Annotated in this window: 12 protein-coding genes; 3 read left to right on the top strand and 9 right to left on the bottom strand. The window is 69.7% G+C overall.

Translation table 11 applies throughout. The annotated features are described in order from the left end of the window. The first annotated feature begins 146 nt into the window (after window positions 1-146). Window positions 147-749: an ANTAR domain-containing response regulator gene (locus tag CI785_RS03850; RefSeq protein WP_105030776.1), complete on the top strand. Its 603-nt coding sequence runs from the start codon at window positions 147-149 to the stop codon at window positions 747-749. A gap of 90 nt (window positions 750-839) precedes the next feature. On the opposite strand, the gene pyk is transcribed toward CI785_RS03850, so the two are convergent. From pyk to CI785_RS03890, 8 genes are all read right to left on the bottom strand, one after another. Continuing rightward, window positions 840-2,330, bottom strand: a complete 1,491-nt coding sequence (gene pyk / locus CI785_RS03855) for a pyruvate kinase (protein WP_105030777.1) — start codon at window positions 2,328-2,330, stop codon at window positions 840-842. Between the two features lie 49 nt (window positions 2,331-2,379). Beyond that, window positions 2,380-3,837, bottom strand: coding sequence for a glutamate synthase subunit beta (locus CI785_RS03860; protein ID WP_105030778.1), 1,458 nt, complete (start codon window positions 3,835-3,837; stop codon window positions 2,380-2,382). Then, window positions 3,830-8,452, bottom strand: coding sequence for a glutamate synthase large subunit (gene gltB / locus CI785_RS03865; RefSeq protein WP_105030779.1), 4,623 nt, complete (start codon window positions 8,450-8,452; stop codon window positions 3,830-3,832). The genes CI785_RS03860 and gltB overlap by 8 nt, the downstream gene beginning before the upstream one ends. Window positions 8,453-8,782: 330 nt before the next feature. Then, complete coding sequence (gene lgt / locus CI785_RS03870; RefSeq protein ID WP_105030780.1) at window positions 8,783-9,943, bottom strand: prolipoprotein diacylglyceryl transferase; 1,161 nt, start codon at window positions 9,941-9,943, stop codon at window positions 8,783-8,785. After that, window positions 9,940-10,785, bottom strand: coding sequence for a tryptophan synthase subunit alpha (gene trpA, locus CI785_RS03875; RefSeq protein WP_105030781.1), 846 nt, complete (start codon window positions 10,783-10,785; stop codon window positions 9,940-9,942). Before trpA ends, lgt begins: the two co-directional genes overlap by 4 nt. Further along, entirely contained in the window at window positions 10,782-12,161 is a 1,380-nt protein-coding gene (trpB, locus tag CI785_RS03880; protein WP_105030802.1) for a tryptophan synthase subunit beta, read from the bottom strand. The genes trpA and trpB overlap by 4 nt, the downstream gene beginning before the upstream one ends. A gap of 163 nt (window positions 12,162-12,324) precedes the next feature. Beyond that, a complete protein-coding gene (gene trpC / locus CI785_RS03885) occupies window positions 12,325-13,149 on the bottom strand; it encodes an indole-3-glycerol phosphate synthase TrpC (RefSeq protein WP_105030782.1) in 825 nt (274 codons plus the stop codon). Beyond that, the gene (locus CI785_RS03890; protein ID WP_105030783.1) at window positions 13,150-13,440 is read right to left on the bottom strand and encodes an HGxxPAAW family protein; all 291 of its coding nucleotides are present in this window, start codon (window positions 13,438-13,440) and stop codon (window positions 13,150-13,152) included. 193 nt (window positions 13,441-13,633) lie between these two features. Here CI785_RS03890 and CI785_RS03895 point away from each other — a divergent pair, with 193 nt between their 5' ends. After that, the gene (locus CI785_RS03895) at window positions 13,634-14,206 is read left to right on the top strand and encodes a dihydrofolate reductase family protein (RefSeq protein WP_105030784.1); all 573 of its coding nucleotides are present in this window, start codon (window positions 13,634-13,636) and stop codon (window positions 14,204-14,206) included. 107 nt (window positions 14,207-14,313) lie between these two features. After that, a complete protein-coding gene (locus tag CI785_RS03900) occupies window positions 14,314-14,919 on the top strand; it encodes a dihydrofolate reductase family protein (RefSeq protein WP_105030785.1) in 606 nt (201 codons plus the stop codon). 144 nt (window positions 14,920-15,063) lie between these two features. Here CI785_RS03900 and CI785_RS03905 read toward each other — a convergent pair whose 3' ends face one another. Next, complete coding sequence (locus CI785_RS03905; RefSeq protein ID WP_105030786.1) at window positions 15,064-15,897, bottom strand: Trp biosynthesis-associated membrane protein; 834 nt, start codon at window positions 15,895-15,897, stop codon at window positions 15,064-15,066. Window positions 15,898-15,998: the final 101 nt, after the last annotated feature.

A 15,998-nucleotide genomic window follows, 5' to 3' on the forward strand; every position in this document is an offset into this window, starting at 1 on the left:
CGTCCGCGCCGCGGCCGCAGGTGAGAAAGCTGACTTCCGCCTCCGCCGGTGCGCGAATCCACTCTACATGCCGATAGTCTGTTTCCGGGAACGGGAGCACGCCGTCCACGGACCCGTCTGAACGCCATCGTGATCAAGGAGCAACTGTGTCTGAACCCACCGAATCCACGCCCGCCGGACCCGCTCGCCGGGTCATCGTGGCCGAGGACGAGACGCTCATCCGACTCGACATCATCGAGATCCTGCGGGGGGAAGGCTACGAGGTCGTGGCGGAGGCCGACAACGGGGAGAAGGCCGTGGCGCTCGCCGAAGAGCACAAGCCGGACCTCGTGCTCATGGACGTGAAGATGCCCGTCATGGACGGCATCACTGCCGCAGAGCAGATCGTCAAGGCCCGGATCGCTCCCGTGGTGCTGCTCACGGCCTTCAGCCAGAAGGAACTCATCGAGCGCGCACGCGACGCCGGTGCTATGGCGTACGTCGTCAAGCCCTTCACGCCCGCGGACCTCATCCCGGCGATCGAGATCGCGATGTCGCGTTACGAGGAGATCAAGGCCCTGGAGGCCGAGGTATCCGATCTGCAGGAGCAGTTCGCGACGCGCAAGCTGGTGGAACGCGCGAAGAGCCTCCTGACCACCAAGATGGGCCTCACCGAGCCCGAGGCCTTCCGCTGGATCCAGAAGACCTCCATGGACCGCCGCCTGAGCATGCGCGAGGTCGCCGAGACCATCATCAACCAGGTCAACTGAGAAGCGCATCCACCGGCGCGCAAACGCCGGGAACGAACAGGAAGACCCCCACCCTTCCAGGTGGGGGTCTTCCTGTCGACCATGGAGAAACTACTTCTTCTTGACCGGCCAGGGACCGACGCCCTCCTTGATGTAGGAGGTGTGGCCATCCGGAAGCTGCCCGGCGTCGGTGATGTCACCGACCCGGTGCACCTTGATGGAGTTGGTCGAGCCGGCCTGTCCGGGAGGGGACCCGGCGGCGATGACCACGAGGTCGTCCACCTCGACGAGGCCCTGCTCGAACAGCACCTTGTCCACCTGGGCCGTCATCTCGTCGGTGTGCGCGACGAACTCGACGAGCTTCGGCTGGATACCCCAGATGAGGGACATGGCGTTCAGCGTCGACTGCACCGGGGTGAAGGCGAAGACGGGTTTCTTGGGGCGCAGGCGGGACAGCCGGCGCGCGGAGTCACCGGACTGGGTGAACGTGCAGATGTACTTGGCGTCCAACTGGTCGGAGATCTCGACGGCGGCACGCGTGATGGCTCCACCGCGGGTCTTCGGCTTGCTGCCCAGGGGCGGCACTCGCTCGAGGCCGTGACGCTCGGTGGACTCGATGATGTCAGCCATGGTGCGCACGGTCTCGATCGGGTACTTCCCGACGCTCGTCTCGCCCGAGAGCATGACGGCGTCCGCGCCGTCGAGTACTGCGTTGGCGCAGTCGGAGGCCTCCGCGCGCGTAGGGCGGGGGTTGTCGATCATGGACTCGAGCACCTGCGTGGCCACGATGACAGGCTTGGCCCAGCGCCGCGCGAGCTCGACGGCGCGCTTCTGCACGATCGGGACGTCCTGCAGCGGCAGTTCGACTCCGAGGTCGCCACGCGCCACCATGATGGCGTCGAACGCATCGATGATCTCCTCGAGGGCGTCCACGGCCTGCGGCTTCTCGATCTTGGCGATCACCGGGACGCGGCGGCCCTCCTCGTCCATGATCTCGTGGACGCGCTTGACGTCACCGGCGTCGCGCACGAAGGACAGGGCGACCATGTCGACGCCGGTGCGGATGGCCCAGCGGAGGTCCTCCTCGTCCTTGTCGCTGAGGGCGGGGACATTCACGGCGACACCCGGCAGGTTGATGCCCTTGTTGTTGGACACCATGCCGCCGACGACGACCTCGGTGGTGACACTCGTGTCGTCGACCGCCGTGGCGCGCAGGGACACCTTCCCGTCGTCGATGAGGAGCAGGTCGCCGACGTTGACGTCCTGGGGCAGTCCCTTGAACGTGGTGGAGGAGATCTCCTGCGTCCCCTCGATGTCATCGACGGTGATGGTGAAGACGTCGCCCGGGGCGAGGGCGTGCGGGCCGTCGCTGAAACGTCCCAGGCGGATCTTCGGGCCCTGGAGGTCGGCGAAGATGCCGACGGGCTTGCCGAGCTCCTGCGCGGCCCGGCGGACGTTCTCATAGGTGTTGCTGTGCACGGTGTAGTCGCCGTGGCTCATGTTCATCCGGGCCACGTCGACGCCCGCCTCGAGCACGGCCAGGGTGTTCTCGTAGCTCGCAATTGCGGGACCGAATGTTGCAACGATTTTTGCGCGTCTCATAAACCTAGCCTAGTCGTGTTGGGGTAGAAGGTGTGGTGGAAGGGGCCAGTCAGAGCACGGCGATGGAGCGGTCCGTGGGTGCGACGGGCGCGGGCAGCTTGGTGGAGCCCATCAGCCACTTGTCCACCGCGGCCGCGCACGCGCGGCCCTCGGCGATGGCCCAGACGATGAGCGACTGCCCGCGTCCGGCGTCTCCCGCCGAGAACACCCCCGGGGTGTTGGTCATGTAGTAGCCGTCGCGGGCCACGTTCCCGCGCTCGTCGAACTCGGCGTGGACCTGCTCCGTGATGCCCGCTGGCTCCGCCCCGGTGAAGCCCAGCGAGAGGAAGACCAGGTCCGCGGGGATCTCGCGCTCGGTGCCCGCCTTCGGTATGCGGCGCCCGTCCACGAACTCCGTCTCCGCGACCTTGATACCGCGCAGCACGCCGTCGTCACCGACGAACTCGACGGTGGAGGCAAGGTAGCGTCGCTCCCCGCCTTCCTCGTGGGCGCTCGCAATGTCGAAGAGGGTCGGGAAGGTGGGCCAAGGCTGGTCGGGGCGGCGCTCGGCCGGCGGCTGCTGCCCGATGGCGAGCGTGGTGACGCTGGCGGCCTTCTGCCGGTGCGCCGTGCCGAGGCAGTCGGCGCCGGTGTCGCCGCCGCCGAGGATGACCACGTGCTTGCCCTCTGCGTGGATCTGGTCCTCGACCGCCTCGCCGGCGACCACGCGATTGGCCTGGACGAGGTAGTCCATGGCGAAGTGCACGCCCTCGAACCCGCGCCCCGGGATGGGGAGGTCGCGCGGTACGGTGGCACCCGTGGCGACGACGACGGCGTCGTACCGCCGCCGAAGCTGCCCCCAGCTGATGTCCTTGCCGACGTCGACGCCGGTACGGAAGCGCGTCCCCTCGGCCTTCATCTGGTCGAGGCGGCGCTCGAGGTGGATCTTCTCCATCTTGAAGTCGGGGATGCCGTAGCGCAGCAGGCCGCCGATGCGGTCGTCGCGCTCGTACACGGCCACGGTGTGGCCGGCGCGCGTCAGCTGCTGCGCGGCGGCGAGGCCGGCGGGGCCGGAGCCGACGACGGCGATCGTGCGGTCGGTGAGCCGCTCCGGTGGGTGCGGTTCCACCCAGCCCTCCTCGAACGCCAGATCGGCGATGGAGACCTCGACCTGCTTGATGGTCACGGGCGGCTGGTTGATGCCGAGCACGCACGAGGACTCACACGGCGCCGGGCAGAGCCGGCCCGTGAACTCCGGGAAGTTGTTCGTGGCGTGCAGCCGCTCGATCGCCTCGCGGCCCTTCTCCCGGAACATGAGGTCGTTCCACTCCGGGATGAGGTTGCCGAGCGGGCAACCCTGGTGGCAGAAGGGAATGCCGCAGTCCATGCAGCGTCCGGCCTGCGCCTTCAGGACGCCGTTCTCCTGCGCCTCGTACACCTCCTTCCAGTCCATGATGCGCACCGGTACGGGGCGGCGTGGCTGGGTCTGGCGCTCGCGCACCTTCAGAAATCCGCGTGGGTCAGCCACCGGTTACCTCCAGGATCTTGGTCCACGCCTCGGCACCGTCGGGATCGAGTCCCTGCTCGACGGCGGTGGCGCGGGCGCCCAGGACCGCGGCGTAGTCGCGCGGCAGGACCTTCGTGAATCGCTCGACGGTGTCCTCGAAGGACTCGAGCAGGCTTTCGGCGAGAGTGGACTCGGTCTCCTCGACGTGCTGGATCAGCAGGCGTCGCACGATCTCGACGTCCTCGGCGTCGAGCCCCACGAGCAGGAGCTCGCCGTTCTCGAGGCTTTGTTTGTTGACGCGGGCGCGGTCGAGGTCCAGCACGAACGCGGTGCCACCGGACATGCCCGCGCCGAAGTTCCGGCCCGTGCGGCCGAGGATCAGCGCCTGGCCGCCGGTCATGTACTCGCAGCCGTGGTCGCCGATGCCCTCGGCGACGGCCGTGGCACCGGAGTTGCGCACGAGGAACCGCTCCCCCACCTGGCCGCGCAGGAACATCTCGCCGCTCGTGGCGCCGTAGCCGATGACGTTGCCGGCGATCACGTTGCGCTCCGCGCGGAACACGTTGGTGCGGTCCGGGCGCACGATGATGCGCCCGCCGGACAGTCCCTTGCCCACGTAGTCATTGGAGTCGCCGAGCAGCCGCAGCGTGATGCCCGCGGGCAGGAAGGCCCCGAGCGACTGCCCCGCTTGGCCCGTCAGCGTGACGTCGATGGTGTCCGTCGCGAGCGTGTCGAGCCCGAAGGTACGCGTGACCTCGTGGCCCAGCATGGTGCCGACCGAGCGGTCCGTGTTGACGACGTCGACCGAGATCCGGACGGGCGAGCGGTGGTGCAGCGCGTCGGCGCTCATCTCGATGAGCTTGTTGTCGAAGTGCTGGTCCAGCTCGTGGTTCTGCGGGAGCATGTTGCGCATCGGCTCGCCGGAATCGAACTCGTTACCGCGCAGGATCGGGTCGAGGTCCAGGCCGTCGGCCTTCCAGTGCTCGATCGCCTCGCGTGCATCGAGCAGCTCGCTGTGGCCGATGGCCTCCTCGAGCGTCCTGAAGCCGAGCTCGGCGAGGATCTCGCGGACCTCCTCGGCGATGAACTCGAAGAAGTTCACCACGAACTCCGGCTTGCCCGTGAAGCGGCTGCGGAGCTCGGGGTTCTGCGTGGCGACGCCGACCGGGCAGGTGTCGAGGTGGCAGACACGCATCATGATGCAGCCGGACACCACGAGCGGTGCCGTCGCGAAGCCGAACTCCTCGCCACCGAGGAGAGCGGCGATCACGACGTCGCGCCCGGTCTTCAGCTGACCGTCCACCTGGACGACCACGCGGTCCCGGAGGCCGTTGAGCATGAGCGTCTGCTGCGTCTCGGCGAGCCCCAGCTCCCAGGGGATGCCCGCGTGCTTGAGGGAGTTCAGCGGGCTCGCGCCCGTGCCGCCGTCGTGGCCGGAGACGAGCACGACGTCGGCCTTGGCCTTCGTGACGCCCGCGGCGACCGTGCCGATGCCCACCTCGGACACGAGCTTCACGTGGACGCGCGCCCTCGGGTTGGACCGCTTGAGGTCGTAGATGAGCTGCGCGAGGTCCTCGATGGAATAGATGTCGTGGTGCGGCGGCGGGGAGATGAGGGCGACACCGGGCGTGGAGTGCCTTGTCCGGGCGATCCACGGGTAGACCTTCTGGCTCATGAGCTGTCCGCCCTCGCCGGGCTTGGCTCCCTGCGCCATCTTGATCTGGATGTCGTCGGCGTTGGTCAGGTAGAGGCTCGTGACGCCGAACCGACCGGAGGCCACCTGCTTGATGGCGGACCTCCGCTCAGGATCCATCAGGCGCTCCACGTCCTCGCCGCCCTCGCCCGTGTTGGACTTCCCGCCGAGGCGGTTCATCGCGATCGCGAGGGTCTCGTGGGCTTCCTGGGAGATGGAGCCATAGCTCATCGCCCCGGTGGAGAACCGCTTGACGATGGACGAGACGGGCTCCACCTCGTCGATGGAGATCGGCTCGCGTGCGTCACCGCGGAGCTTCAGCAGCCCGCGGAGCGTCATGAGGTCCTTCGACTGGTCGTCCACGCCCTGGGTGTACGCCTTGAAGATGTCGTACCGGCGCTCCCGCGTGGCGTGCTGCAGGCGGAAGACCGTCTCGGGGTTGAACAGGTGCGGCGGGCCCTCGCGGCGCCACTGGTACTCCCCGCCGTTGTCGAGGCCGCGGTGCGGATCCTCGATGCCGTCCTGAGGGTACGCGCTCTCGTGACGCGCCGCGGTCTCGGCCGCGACGACGTCGAGCCCCACGCCGCCGAGCTGCGTCTGCGTGCCGTGGAAGTACTCGTCCACGAGTTCCTGCGACAGGCCGAGCGCCTCGAAGGTCTGGGCGCCGCAGTAGGAGCTGACCGTGGAGATGCCCATCTTGGACATGATCTTCAGGACGCCCTTGCCGAGGCCCTTGATGAGGTGCGCAACGGCCTTCTCGGCGGTGACACCGGTGATGTCCCCGTTGCGGACCAATTCCTCGCAGCTCTCCATGGCCAGGTAGGGGTTGACCGCGGACGCGCCGTAGCCGATCAGAACGGCGACATGGTGGACCTCGCGCACGTCGCCGGCCTCGACCACCAGGGAGGTCTTGGTGCGGTTGGCACTGCGCAGCAGGTGGTGGTGCACGGCACTCGTCAGGAGCAGCGACGGGATGGGCGCCCACTGGGCGTTGGAGTCGCGGTCGGAGAGCACCACGTACTCGACCCCGCGGTTGAGCGCGCTGGAGACCTGCTCGCAGATCTCCGCGAGCCGGGCGCGCAGGGCAGCCTCGCCGCCGTCGTGCCGGTACAGTCCGCGCACCCGGACGGTGAGGCGGTCACCGTCGTCGGTCTCGAGGTTGGCGATCTTGGCCAGCTCGTCGTTGGTGATGACGGGGAACTTCAGCGCGATCTGCTTGGAGCGCACCTGCCCGGTGGAGAGCAGGTTGCCGTCGGGGCCGATCGTGACGCCCATGGAGGTCACGAGCTCCTCGCGGATCGAGTCCAGCGGCGGGTTGGTGACCTGGGCGAAGGACTGCACGAAGTAGTCGAACAGCAGGCGGGGGCGCTTGGAGAGCACGGCGATGGGCGTGTCCGATCCCATCGCACCGAGGGGCTCGGCACCGTTCTTCGCCATCGGGCCGAGGAGGATACGCAGCTCCTCCTGCGTGTACCCGAAGGTGCGCTGGCGGCGGTTGATGGACGCCTTCGTGTGGATGACGTGCTCGCGCTCCGGGAGGTCCTCGAGCTGGATGAGATTCTCGCTGACCCATTCGCCCCACGGGTTCGCGGCCGCGACCTCGGCCTTGATCTCCTGGTCCTCGATCAGCCGGCCTTCCTCGGTGTCGACGAGGAACATCTTGCCCGGCGAGACGCGGCCCTTACGGACAACGCGGGAGGGCTCGACGTCCAGCACGCCCACCTCGGAGGCGAGGATCACGAGGCCGTCCTCGGTGACCCAGTAGCGGGCCGGACGCAGTCCGTTGCGGTCCAGGACGGCGCCGACGAGCCGCCCGTCGGTGAAGGACACCGCGGCCGGTCCGTCCCACGGCTCCATGAGCATCGAGTGGTACTGGTAGAAGGCGCGGCGGGCAGGATCCATGGTGGCGTGGTTCTCCCACGCCTCGGGGATCATCATCATGATCGCGTGCGTGATCGGGCGCCCGGAGAGCGTCAGCAGTTCGGCGACCTCGTCGAAGGACGCCGAGTCCGAGGCCCCCGGCGTGCAGATGGGGTAGAGCTCCTCCGGGGCGTCCCCGAGCATGGGGTGGGACAGCTGCGACTGCCGCGCCCGCATCCAGTTGCGGTTGCCCTTGACGGTGTTGATCTCGCCGTTGTGCGCGATGGTCCGGAACGGCTGCGCGAGGGGCCAGGACGGGAACGTATTGGTCGAGAAACGCGAGTGCACGATCCCGAGCTTGGTCTTGAAGCGCTCGTCGGAGAGGTCCGGGTAGAACGGCTCGAGCTGCGCCGTGGTGACCATGCCCTTGTAGACGATCGTCTTCGACGACAGCGACGGGAAGTAGACCCCGAACTTGTTCTGCGCGCGCTTGCGGACCCGGAAAGCCTTGGCGTCGAGGTCGGAGGCATCGCCGTCGGCGGGCGCGAGGAAGAGCTGCACGAAGTGCGGCATGCAGGCACGGGCCATGGCGCCGACGAGGTCGGCCTCGACGGGGACCACGCGCCAGCCGAGCACGTCCAGGCCCTCCGCCTCGGCGATGGACTCGAGGCCGGCGCGGGCCGTCTCCTCCTCCTTCGCCTCGGCCGGGAGGAACGCCGTTCCCACGACGTAGGAGCCGGCGGCCGGCAGCGGGAAGTCGACGACGGCGCGGAAGAACTCGTCGGGGACCTGTGTCAGCAGGCCGGCACCGTCTCCGGTGCCTTCGTCCGCGCCCACGGCACCACGGTGCTCGAGGTTCCGGAGCGCCGTCAGCGCGGCGTCGACGATATCGTGCCCGGGTTCACCGCGGAGGGTCGCGATGACGGCGAGACCGCACGCGTCCTTCTCGTTCTCCGGGTCGTACAGGCCGGTGGCGTCAGGGATGGCGGCGAAGCGCCGGAAGGGAGACTCCACGGACTCGTCCGTGGACGGCGTCGTTCCCGGGTTCTCCCCGGTCGGCAGTTCTGGGGTCACAGCAGTCATCAGATAAGGATCCTTCCCCCATGATGGAGCGTCGGGAGGGGACAGCCTTTGGCCCCGCGGTCACCGCTGCTCGAAGAGCGGCACCGTCTGTCGGTCTTGTGCGTTCCACCGGCGCCGGCGCTGCCGGCACTTCTGGCGGTTCGGCACTGCACTCGTGCCGCGCCGGGTCAGGGGCGGTTGCGGTGCGGGCTCAGAAGGTGATCCGGCCGTCGCACCGATGGTCCACGCCGGTGTGGTGTTGCGTCCTTCAAGGGCGGTGGCCCGGGGACAGACTACGGGAACCGGTTCCTGAGGGCGCCGCGTCAGCGGAACCCCCAGCAGCACGGAGGGTTACTCAGGAGCCGTTGTTTCGGAAAGATTACCACGGTCGTTCCGCGCCCTCTGCGCCGTGTCCGCGGCGTGGCTACCTGTGGCTGAAGCGTTATGGGTGGCGCTCCGCGGGCTCTTCCCGCCAGCCATCCCCGGAGCGGCGTCGTCGTCCGTCCCCATACCTGTGGCGGTGCCCGCGGACGTCTCTTCCGCCGCACCGCTCTCGGTGTCCTGCTCGCCCGCGGCCGGGGTGTCGCTCGAGCCAGCTGTGACGGTGCCTGCATCCGCTGCGCCCTTCGGTTCGCGCCCGGGGAGGTAGACGGACGTCTCCTCGACACGGCCACGCCGGAGGGACAGGTGGACGAGGATCGCCAGGGAGACGAGGAAGACGGCGATGCTCGTCCAGACGTTGAGCCGCTGCGTGACACCGAAGAGGGTGACCATCTCCGCGTCGTCGATGCGGAGCGTCTCGATCCAGACGCGCCCGAGCGTGTAGTAGGCCGCGTACAGCCAGAACATGCGTCCGCCACGGAGCCTGAACTTCCGGGCGAGCAGCAGCAGCAGCGCCACGCCGGCGAGGTTCCACAGCAGCTCGTAGAGGAAGGTCGGGTGGAACAGGGTGCCGGGCGCCTGGTCGGCGGGGAAGTTGACGTTGTCGGCGTCGATCTGGAGGCCCCAGGGCAGGGTGGTGGGCGCGCCGAAGAGCTCCTGGTTGAACCAGTTGCCGAGCCGGCCGACGGCCTGTGCGAGGAGCACGCCCGGTGCTGCGGCGTCGGCGAAGGCGGACAGCTTCACACCGGCGCGTCGGGCTCCGATCCATGCGCCGACGGCACCCAGGGCGATGGCACCCCAGATGCCGAGTCCGCCCTGCCAGATCTGCGGGATCCGGGCGAGATCCCCCTCGGGACCGAAGTAGGCGTCGGGCGAGGAGAACACATGGTAGAGCCGCCCGCCGATGATGCCGAACGGGATGGCCCAGATCGCGATGTCCCACACGGCGTCCGCATGGCCGCCGAAGCCGACGAAGCGCTTCTGCGTCAGGACGAGGGCCAGGAGGATGCCGGCCAGGATGCAGAGCGCATAGGCGTGGATGGTGACCGGGCCGAGGGCGAAGCTCGCCCACTCCGCGGGGGGACTCGGGATCGATGCCGCGACGCCCACGGCGCTCGTTCCCGCGATCATGCCGACCCTCCCGCCGGTGTCTTCGCCGCGCCGGTGCTCAGCTCGCGTGCGAGCTCCGCGACGGCGTCCACGCCGCCGTCCCGCAGGGCCGCCACGAGGGCCGTCCCCACGATCACGCCGTCGGCATAGGCACCGATCTCCCGGACCTGGGCGGACGAGGAGACTCCCAGTCCCACACAGACACGCTCGGCGCCGGCTCCATGTGCGGCGTCGACCACGGCGCGCGCGGCGGCACCGACGGAGGTCCGGGCACCGGTCACGCCCATGACCGAGACGGCATAGACGAAGCCCCTGCTCGCGTCGACCGTGTTCTGCATGCGCTGCGGTGACGTGGAGGGGGCCACGAGGAACACACGGTCCAGGCCCAGCTCCTCGGAGATCTCGAGCCACTCCGCGGCTTCGTCGGGGATGAGGTCCGGTGTGATGAGCCCGGCACCGCCGGCGGCGACGAGGCGCTCGGCGAAGGCGCGGACGCCCATCCGCATCACGGGGTTCCAGTAGGTCATCACCAGGACGGCGGCGTCGGTCTCACGCGTGATGCCCTCGACGACGTCGAAGATGCGGGGCACCGTGAAGCCGTTGGCCAGCGCCTCGACGGTGGCCTCCTGGATGACCTGCCCGTCCATGACGGGATCCGAGTAGGGGATGCCGATCTCGATGAGGTCCATGCCGTTGCGCGCCATGGCGATGCCGGCGTCGATGCTGGTCTGGACATCGGGGAAGCCCCCTGGAAGATAGCCGATGAGGGCCGCGCGGCCCTCGCTGCGGGCTTTCTCGATAGCAGCCGCGGCCCGCGACCCGCCGAGAACCCGGCCCGGTCGGTCTGCTGGATCCGTGGTCACAACTGCTCACCCTCCTCGGCGATCTCCTGCTCGGCGCTGTCCTCCGGCAGGAGGTCGAAGTAGCCCGCGGCGGTCGCCACGTCCTTGTCGCCGCGGCCCGAGAGGTTCACGATGATGATCCTGTCCGACGGCTGCTCCTCAGGGCCGAGGTCCGCAGCGAGGCGCCGGCCGACCTTCATGGCACCGGCGAGCGCGTGCGCGGTCTCGATGGCGGGGATGATGCCCTCGGTCCGGCTCAGGAGCTGGAAGGCCTCCATCGCCTCGGCGTCGGTGATCGGCTCGTAGTTCGCCCGGCCGATGTCGGCCAGGTGGGCGTGTTCGGGGCCCACCCCGGGGTAGTCCAGGCCCGCGGAGATGGAGTGCGACTCCATCGTCTGACCGTCCTCGTCCTGCATGAGGTAGGACCGGGCACCGTGCAGCACACCGGGACGCCCCAGCGTGATGGTGGCGGCGTGCCGCCCGCTCTCGACGCCGTCGCCGCCGGCCTCGAAGCCGTGGAGGGCCACGCCGCGGTCGTCGAGGAAGCCGTGGAAGAGGCCGATGGCGTTGGAGCCCCCACCCACGCAGGCGCAGACGGCGTCGGGAAGCCGGCCGGTCTGCTCGAGGATCTGCTCGCGTGCCTCCTCGCCGATGACCTCGTGGAAGTACCGCACCATGGCAGGGAAGGGATGGGCTCCCGCCGCCGTGCCGAGGAGGTAGTGCGTCGTCTCCACGTTCGCCACCCAGTCGCGCAGGGCGTCGTTGATCGCGTCCTTGAGGGTCTGCGAGCCGTTGGTGACGGGGACCACCGTGGCACCGAGCAGCTGCATGCGCGCGACGTTGAGGGCCTGGCGGCGCGTGTCCTCGGCGCCCATGTACACCACGCACTCGAGGCCGAGAAGGGCCGCGGCCGTCGCACTCGCCACGCCGTGCTGGCCGGCGCCGGTCTCGGCGATGACACGGGTCTTGCCCATGCGCTTGGCGAGCAGGGCCTGGCCCAGCACGTTGTTGATCTTGTGGGAGCCTGTGTGGTTGAGGTCCTCGCGCTTGAGGAACACGCGGACGCCGCCGCAGTGCTCGGCGAACCGCTGCGCCTCGGTGAGCAGGGATGGCCGGCCGGCATAGTTCCGGTTCAGGTCCGTGACCTGCGCGGTGAACTCGGGGTCGGCCTTCGCCTTGTCGAAGGTGTCCTGCAATTCGTCGAGGGCCGCGATCAGGGATTCAGGCATCCATCGGCCGCCATACGCGCCGAAGTAGGGACCCGGGGCGTGGCGGAGGCTCTCGTCGTGGCTGAGGAAGGCCTCGGCCGTCCCGGCGTCGATGCCTTGCGCCGTTCCGGCGTCGGCTCCGTCTGCTACTCCGGCGTCCGTGCCGGGGAGGCCCGTGCCCTGGTGCATGTCGGTCATGGCTTCAGCGTTCCTGTCCTGTTGGTCCTGGCCCGGACGGGGGTGCCGTCCGGTGTCCTCTCGAACCGGTGGCTGCCGGTCCTTGCTGCTGTTCGCTGCGCTCGTGGCGCCTGTCCGCCCCGGTTCTGCGCCGCGGCGCCGAGGGAGGTCCGTCTCAGCCTCGCGCCCCCGCGCCGGCGGTCCGGGCCGCACGGCCTGCCTGCCGGAAGGCGTCGATCGTCGCCGCGGGGTCGTTGTGGCGCACGAGCGCCTCCCCCACGAGGACGGCGTGAGCACCGCTGCCGGCGTAGTCACCGACATCACCGGCGTCACGCACTCCCGACTCGGCGATGACGACCGTCCCGGACGGGACGAGGTGCGCCAGCCGGGCGAACACTCCGCGGTCGATCTCCAGCGTCTTCAGGTTACGGACGTTCACGCCGATGATGGAGGCCTCGGCGGCGACAGCGCGGCGCACCTCGTCCTCCGTGTGCGTCTCGACGATCGCGTTCATCCCGAGTTGGTGTGTCAGCGCGAGGAACGCGGCGAGTTGCTCGTCCGTGAGCGCGGCGACGATCAGGAGGACGACGTCGGCGCCGTGGGCGCGTGCCTCCCAGATCTGGTACTCGTCCACCGTGAAATCCTTGCGCAGCACGGGGATGTCCACCGCGTCCCGCACGGCGTCGAGGTCGGCGAGCGAACCACCGAAGCGCCGCTCCTCGGTCAGCACGGAGATGACCGCCGCGCCACCCCGCTCGTAGGACGCGGCAAGAGCTGCGGGATCGGGGATGTCCGCCAGTGCGCCCTTGGACGGGCTGCTGCGCTTCACCTCCGCGATGACGGCCAGCGAGCCCCCCTGGCCCGCACCGAGCGCCTCGAAGGCATCGATGGGCGGGCGGGACCCGAGGGCCGCCGCGCGCACGTCCTCGAGCGGCCGGACACGGCGGCGCTCCGCGAGATCCTCGCGGACGCCTTCGATGATCTCGTCGAGGACGGTCATCTAGTGCGCGTTCTTCTTGAGCTTGGATCCACCCACGCCGTAGCCGATCTTGCGCAGGATGAATCCGACGATCAGTCCCACGAACATGACGCCGATCCCGGCCCAGAACAGTACGGTCCCGAAGTCCTTGTTGCCCTCCGTGCTGGCCAGGATGAACGCGAACGAGGCCACGGCCGCACCGGCCAGCATGATCAGCACGCAGGTCCAGGCTGCAGGGCTGTTGCCGTGACCGATCGTCTCGTCGCCCATCTGGGCGTGGTTGGCGGGGGTGTTGCGGGTCTCGGATGCCATGGGAAATCTCCTTCGAACGGGTCTCGTTCCATTCTGCCATCTACAGGTCGGCGCGGCGGAACGCGGGACGCCGGGCCGGGACCGGTGCTCGCGCGGTCGGGCTGCAGCACCGATGGTCCCCTGTCCCCTTCCGGCTGCACGTCGCGTACCATCCAGCGTCAGGGCATCCGCTTCCGACGGAGTGAGGACGATCATGGGCAAGGTCGCTTGGGGATTCACGTGTTCCATCGACGGGTTCATCGCCGGACCCGGCCATGACATGAGCTGGCTTGCCGCCGGGGAACCGGTGGCGGACCGCCTGACCGAACGCCTGGCGGGTGAAGTCTCGGTCATCATCGCCGGCAGGGCCGGGTACGACGCCGCTCGCGCCCAGCGGGACGAGCGGGACGAGATGACCGCGGAGGCATACGGCGGCGCGTGGTCGGGAACCGAGTTCATCCTCACGCACCGCCCGCAGGAGATCGCCGACGATCCTTCGATCATCGCGCTGGACTGCGGCATCGTGGAGGCAGTGGAGCGCGCCCGGGCCATCGCCGGCGGCGGGGACATCCAGATCATCAGTGCCGACATCGCACGGCAGGCCCTCGAGCACGACCTCATCGACGAGCTGCAGGTCTTCGTCGCCCCGGTCTTCCTCGGGGACGGTACCCGCATCTTCGACGTACCCGGCGGGTGCCGCTACGACTGGGAGCTCGTGCAGACCTATGAGGGCGCGGAACGCAGCTTCGGGCGGACCTATCGTCCGAAGCGCGACCGGCCGAGCTGACGGCCGGCACGTCAGCAGGCCGGGTCACTTCTTCCCGGGGGCAACCGCTCCCCGGTAGAATGCGGGCGACCGCTTGCCCGTCACGGGCACCGTCGAAGGGATTGCGCATGCCGGACACCACCTGCCACATGTCGATCTCGCTCGACGGTTTCGTGGCCGGGCCGGATCAGAGCCGCGACCACCCGCTCGGCCGGCGGGGCATGGAGCTGCACTCGTGGCACCTCGGCGACGGGCGCGCCAACGAGGCCGACGCGATCGCGGGCAGCTGGCTGATGCGGCCGCGCGGCGCGTACGTCATGGGCCGCAACATGTTCGGACCGATCCGCGGCGAGTGGGACGACGACTGGCTCGGCTGGTGGGGGCCCGAACCGCCGTACCGTGCGCCCGTGTTCGTGCTCACCCACCACGCGCGGCAGCCGGTCGAGATGGCGGGCGGAACGACCTTCCACTTCGTCACCGACGGTTTCGACGCCGCCTTCGCACAGGCCCGGGCAGCGGCCGACGGGAACGGCGTGGACATCGCCGGCGGCGCCTCCACCGTTCGGCAGGCCCTCGCGGCCGGGGTCGTCGACGAACTCACGCTCGACATCGCCCCCGTTCTGCTCGGCTCCGGCGAGCGGATATTCGACGGCACGGGAGACTTCGGATTCCAGCCGGTCGAGGTGCTGCACTCGTCACTGGCCACCCACGTCCGATACCGCCGGGTGGGCTGACGTCCGATCGTCGAGGCGTCCACCGCGTTGCTCCTCCGGATCGCCCCTGCGTATGCCGGAAGTCCCCTGCGGATGCCGACGAGGGATGCCCGGCCGTCCCATCGAGCGCGACACCGCGGGTGTCGATCGACGACGGCCTGCGCGTCAGCGCGTGGGGTCGTTGCCGCGCGAGAGCTCGTCCCAGCTGTCGATCTCATCGGCGTGACTGCTCGCCCTGGCTCCGCGCTTCGAGGGCCGTCCGGGATCCCGGGGCCCCGCACCATCCGCTCCACTGCGGTCCTGCTCAGCAGCATCGGAGGTCCCGGCATCGCCCGTCGGCGCATCCGTGGTTGCTGCATCGGGTCCGTCGATGCCTTCAGGCCCGTCCGGCACGACGCCGGGGGCCACGTCTCCGGTCGACGGCAGCGGGGCGCCGGGTTGGCTGCTGCCCGGGGGCGGGTGGACCGCGCGTGACGCCCCGGCGTCGTACCGCCTGTTGACGCCCCACGTGCGGCCGGCGAGAATCACCCACGCCGCGGCCAGGACCAGCAGGACGCCGGAGGCGACGGCGAGCCATGGCATCGCGCTGCCGGTCACCTCGGCTCCCGCGTCGCCGCTGACCCCGATGGCCGCGCCGATGGCAGGCTCCGCGGCGGCGGACGGATCGAGGGCGACCGCCAGGCTGGACAAGGTGATCCCGATGCCGGACAGCACGAGGATCACCGCGACGACCCAGCGGGCCACGCGCCCCGCGATCGAGACGGCGAGGGCCGCGGCCAGTGCGACGAGCGCGAACGCCGTGACGGGGGTCGCCGCGTCGCTGCCGGGGATGGCGAGGTCGGGTGTCTGGACGGCGTCCTGGGGCAGGCGCACCGTGAGCCAGGTCTGCGTCGTCGAGCCGAACGCCAGGAGCGCCAGGACCACGATGCCGAGGACCACGATGCCGCGCCGGGTGGAGCGGCCGCGGTCCGGGTGCCCCGCGGTGCCGACCGTGCTCACGGCACGTCCGCCGTGGCGGGCTGCGCCGTCGGTGCGGCTCCGTCCAGCGGGGCGTCCGCCGCCGTGACGCCGACGCCGTCCGCCGTCGCCGGCCGCAGCCC

It is taken from the genome of Arthrobacter ruber (assembly GCF_002954225.1).
In the GTDB taxonomy this organism is placed as follows: Bacteria; Actinomycetota; Actinomycetes; order Actinomycetales; family Micrococcaceae; genus Arthrobacter_D; species Arthrobacter_D ruber.

Bases quoted from the DNA above. Each gene is read 5' to 3' on its own strand.
- pyk (WP_105030777.1), bottom strand. From the start codon at position 2,330: ATGAGACGCGCAAAAATCGTTGCAACATTCGGTCCCGCAATTGCGAGC.
- gltB (WP_105030779.1), bottom strand. From the start codon at position 8,452: ATGACTGCTGTGACCCCAGAACTGCCGACCGGGGAGAACCCGGGAACG.
- lgt (WP_105030780.1), bottom strand. From the start codon at position 9,943: ATGATCGCGGGAACGAGCGCCGTGGGCGTCGCGGCATCGATCCCGAGT.
- trpB (WP_105030802.1), bottom strand. From the start codon at position 12,161: ATGCACCAGGGCACGGGCCTCCCCGGCACGGACGCCGGAGTAGCAGAC.
- trpC (WP_105030782.1), bottom strand. From the start codon at position 13,149: ATGACCGTCCTCGACGAGATCATCGAAGGCGTCCGCGAGGATCTCGCG.
- CI785_RS03890 (WP_105030783.1), bottom strand. From the start codon at position 13,440: ATGGCATCCGAGACCCGCAACACCCCCGCCAACCACGCCCAGATGGGC.
- CI785_RS03895 (WP_105030784.1), top strand. From the start codon at position 13,634: ATGGGCAAGGTCGCTTGGGGATTCACGTGTTCCATCGACGGGTTCATC.
- CI785_RS03900 (WP_105030785.1), top strand. From the start codon at position 14,314: ATGCCGGACACCACCTGCCACATGTCGATCTCGCTCGACGGTTTCGTG.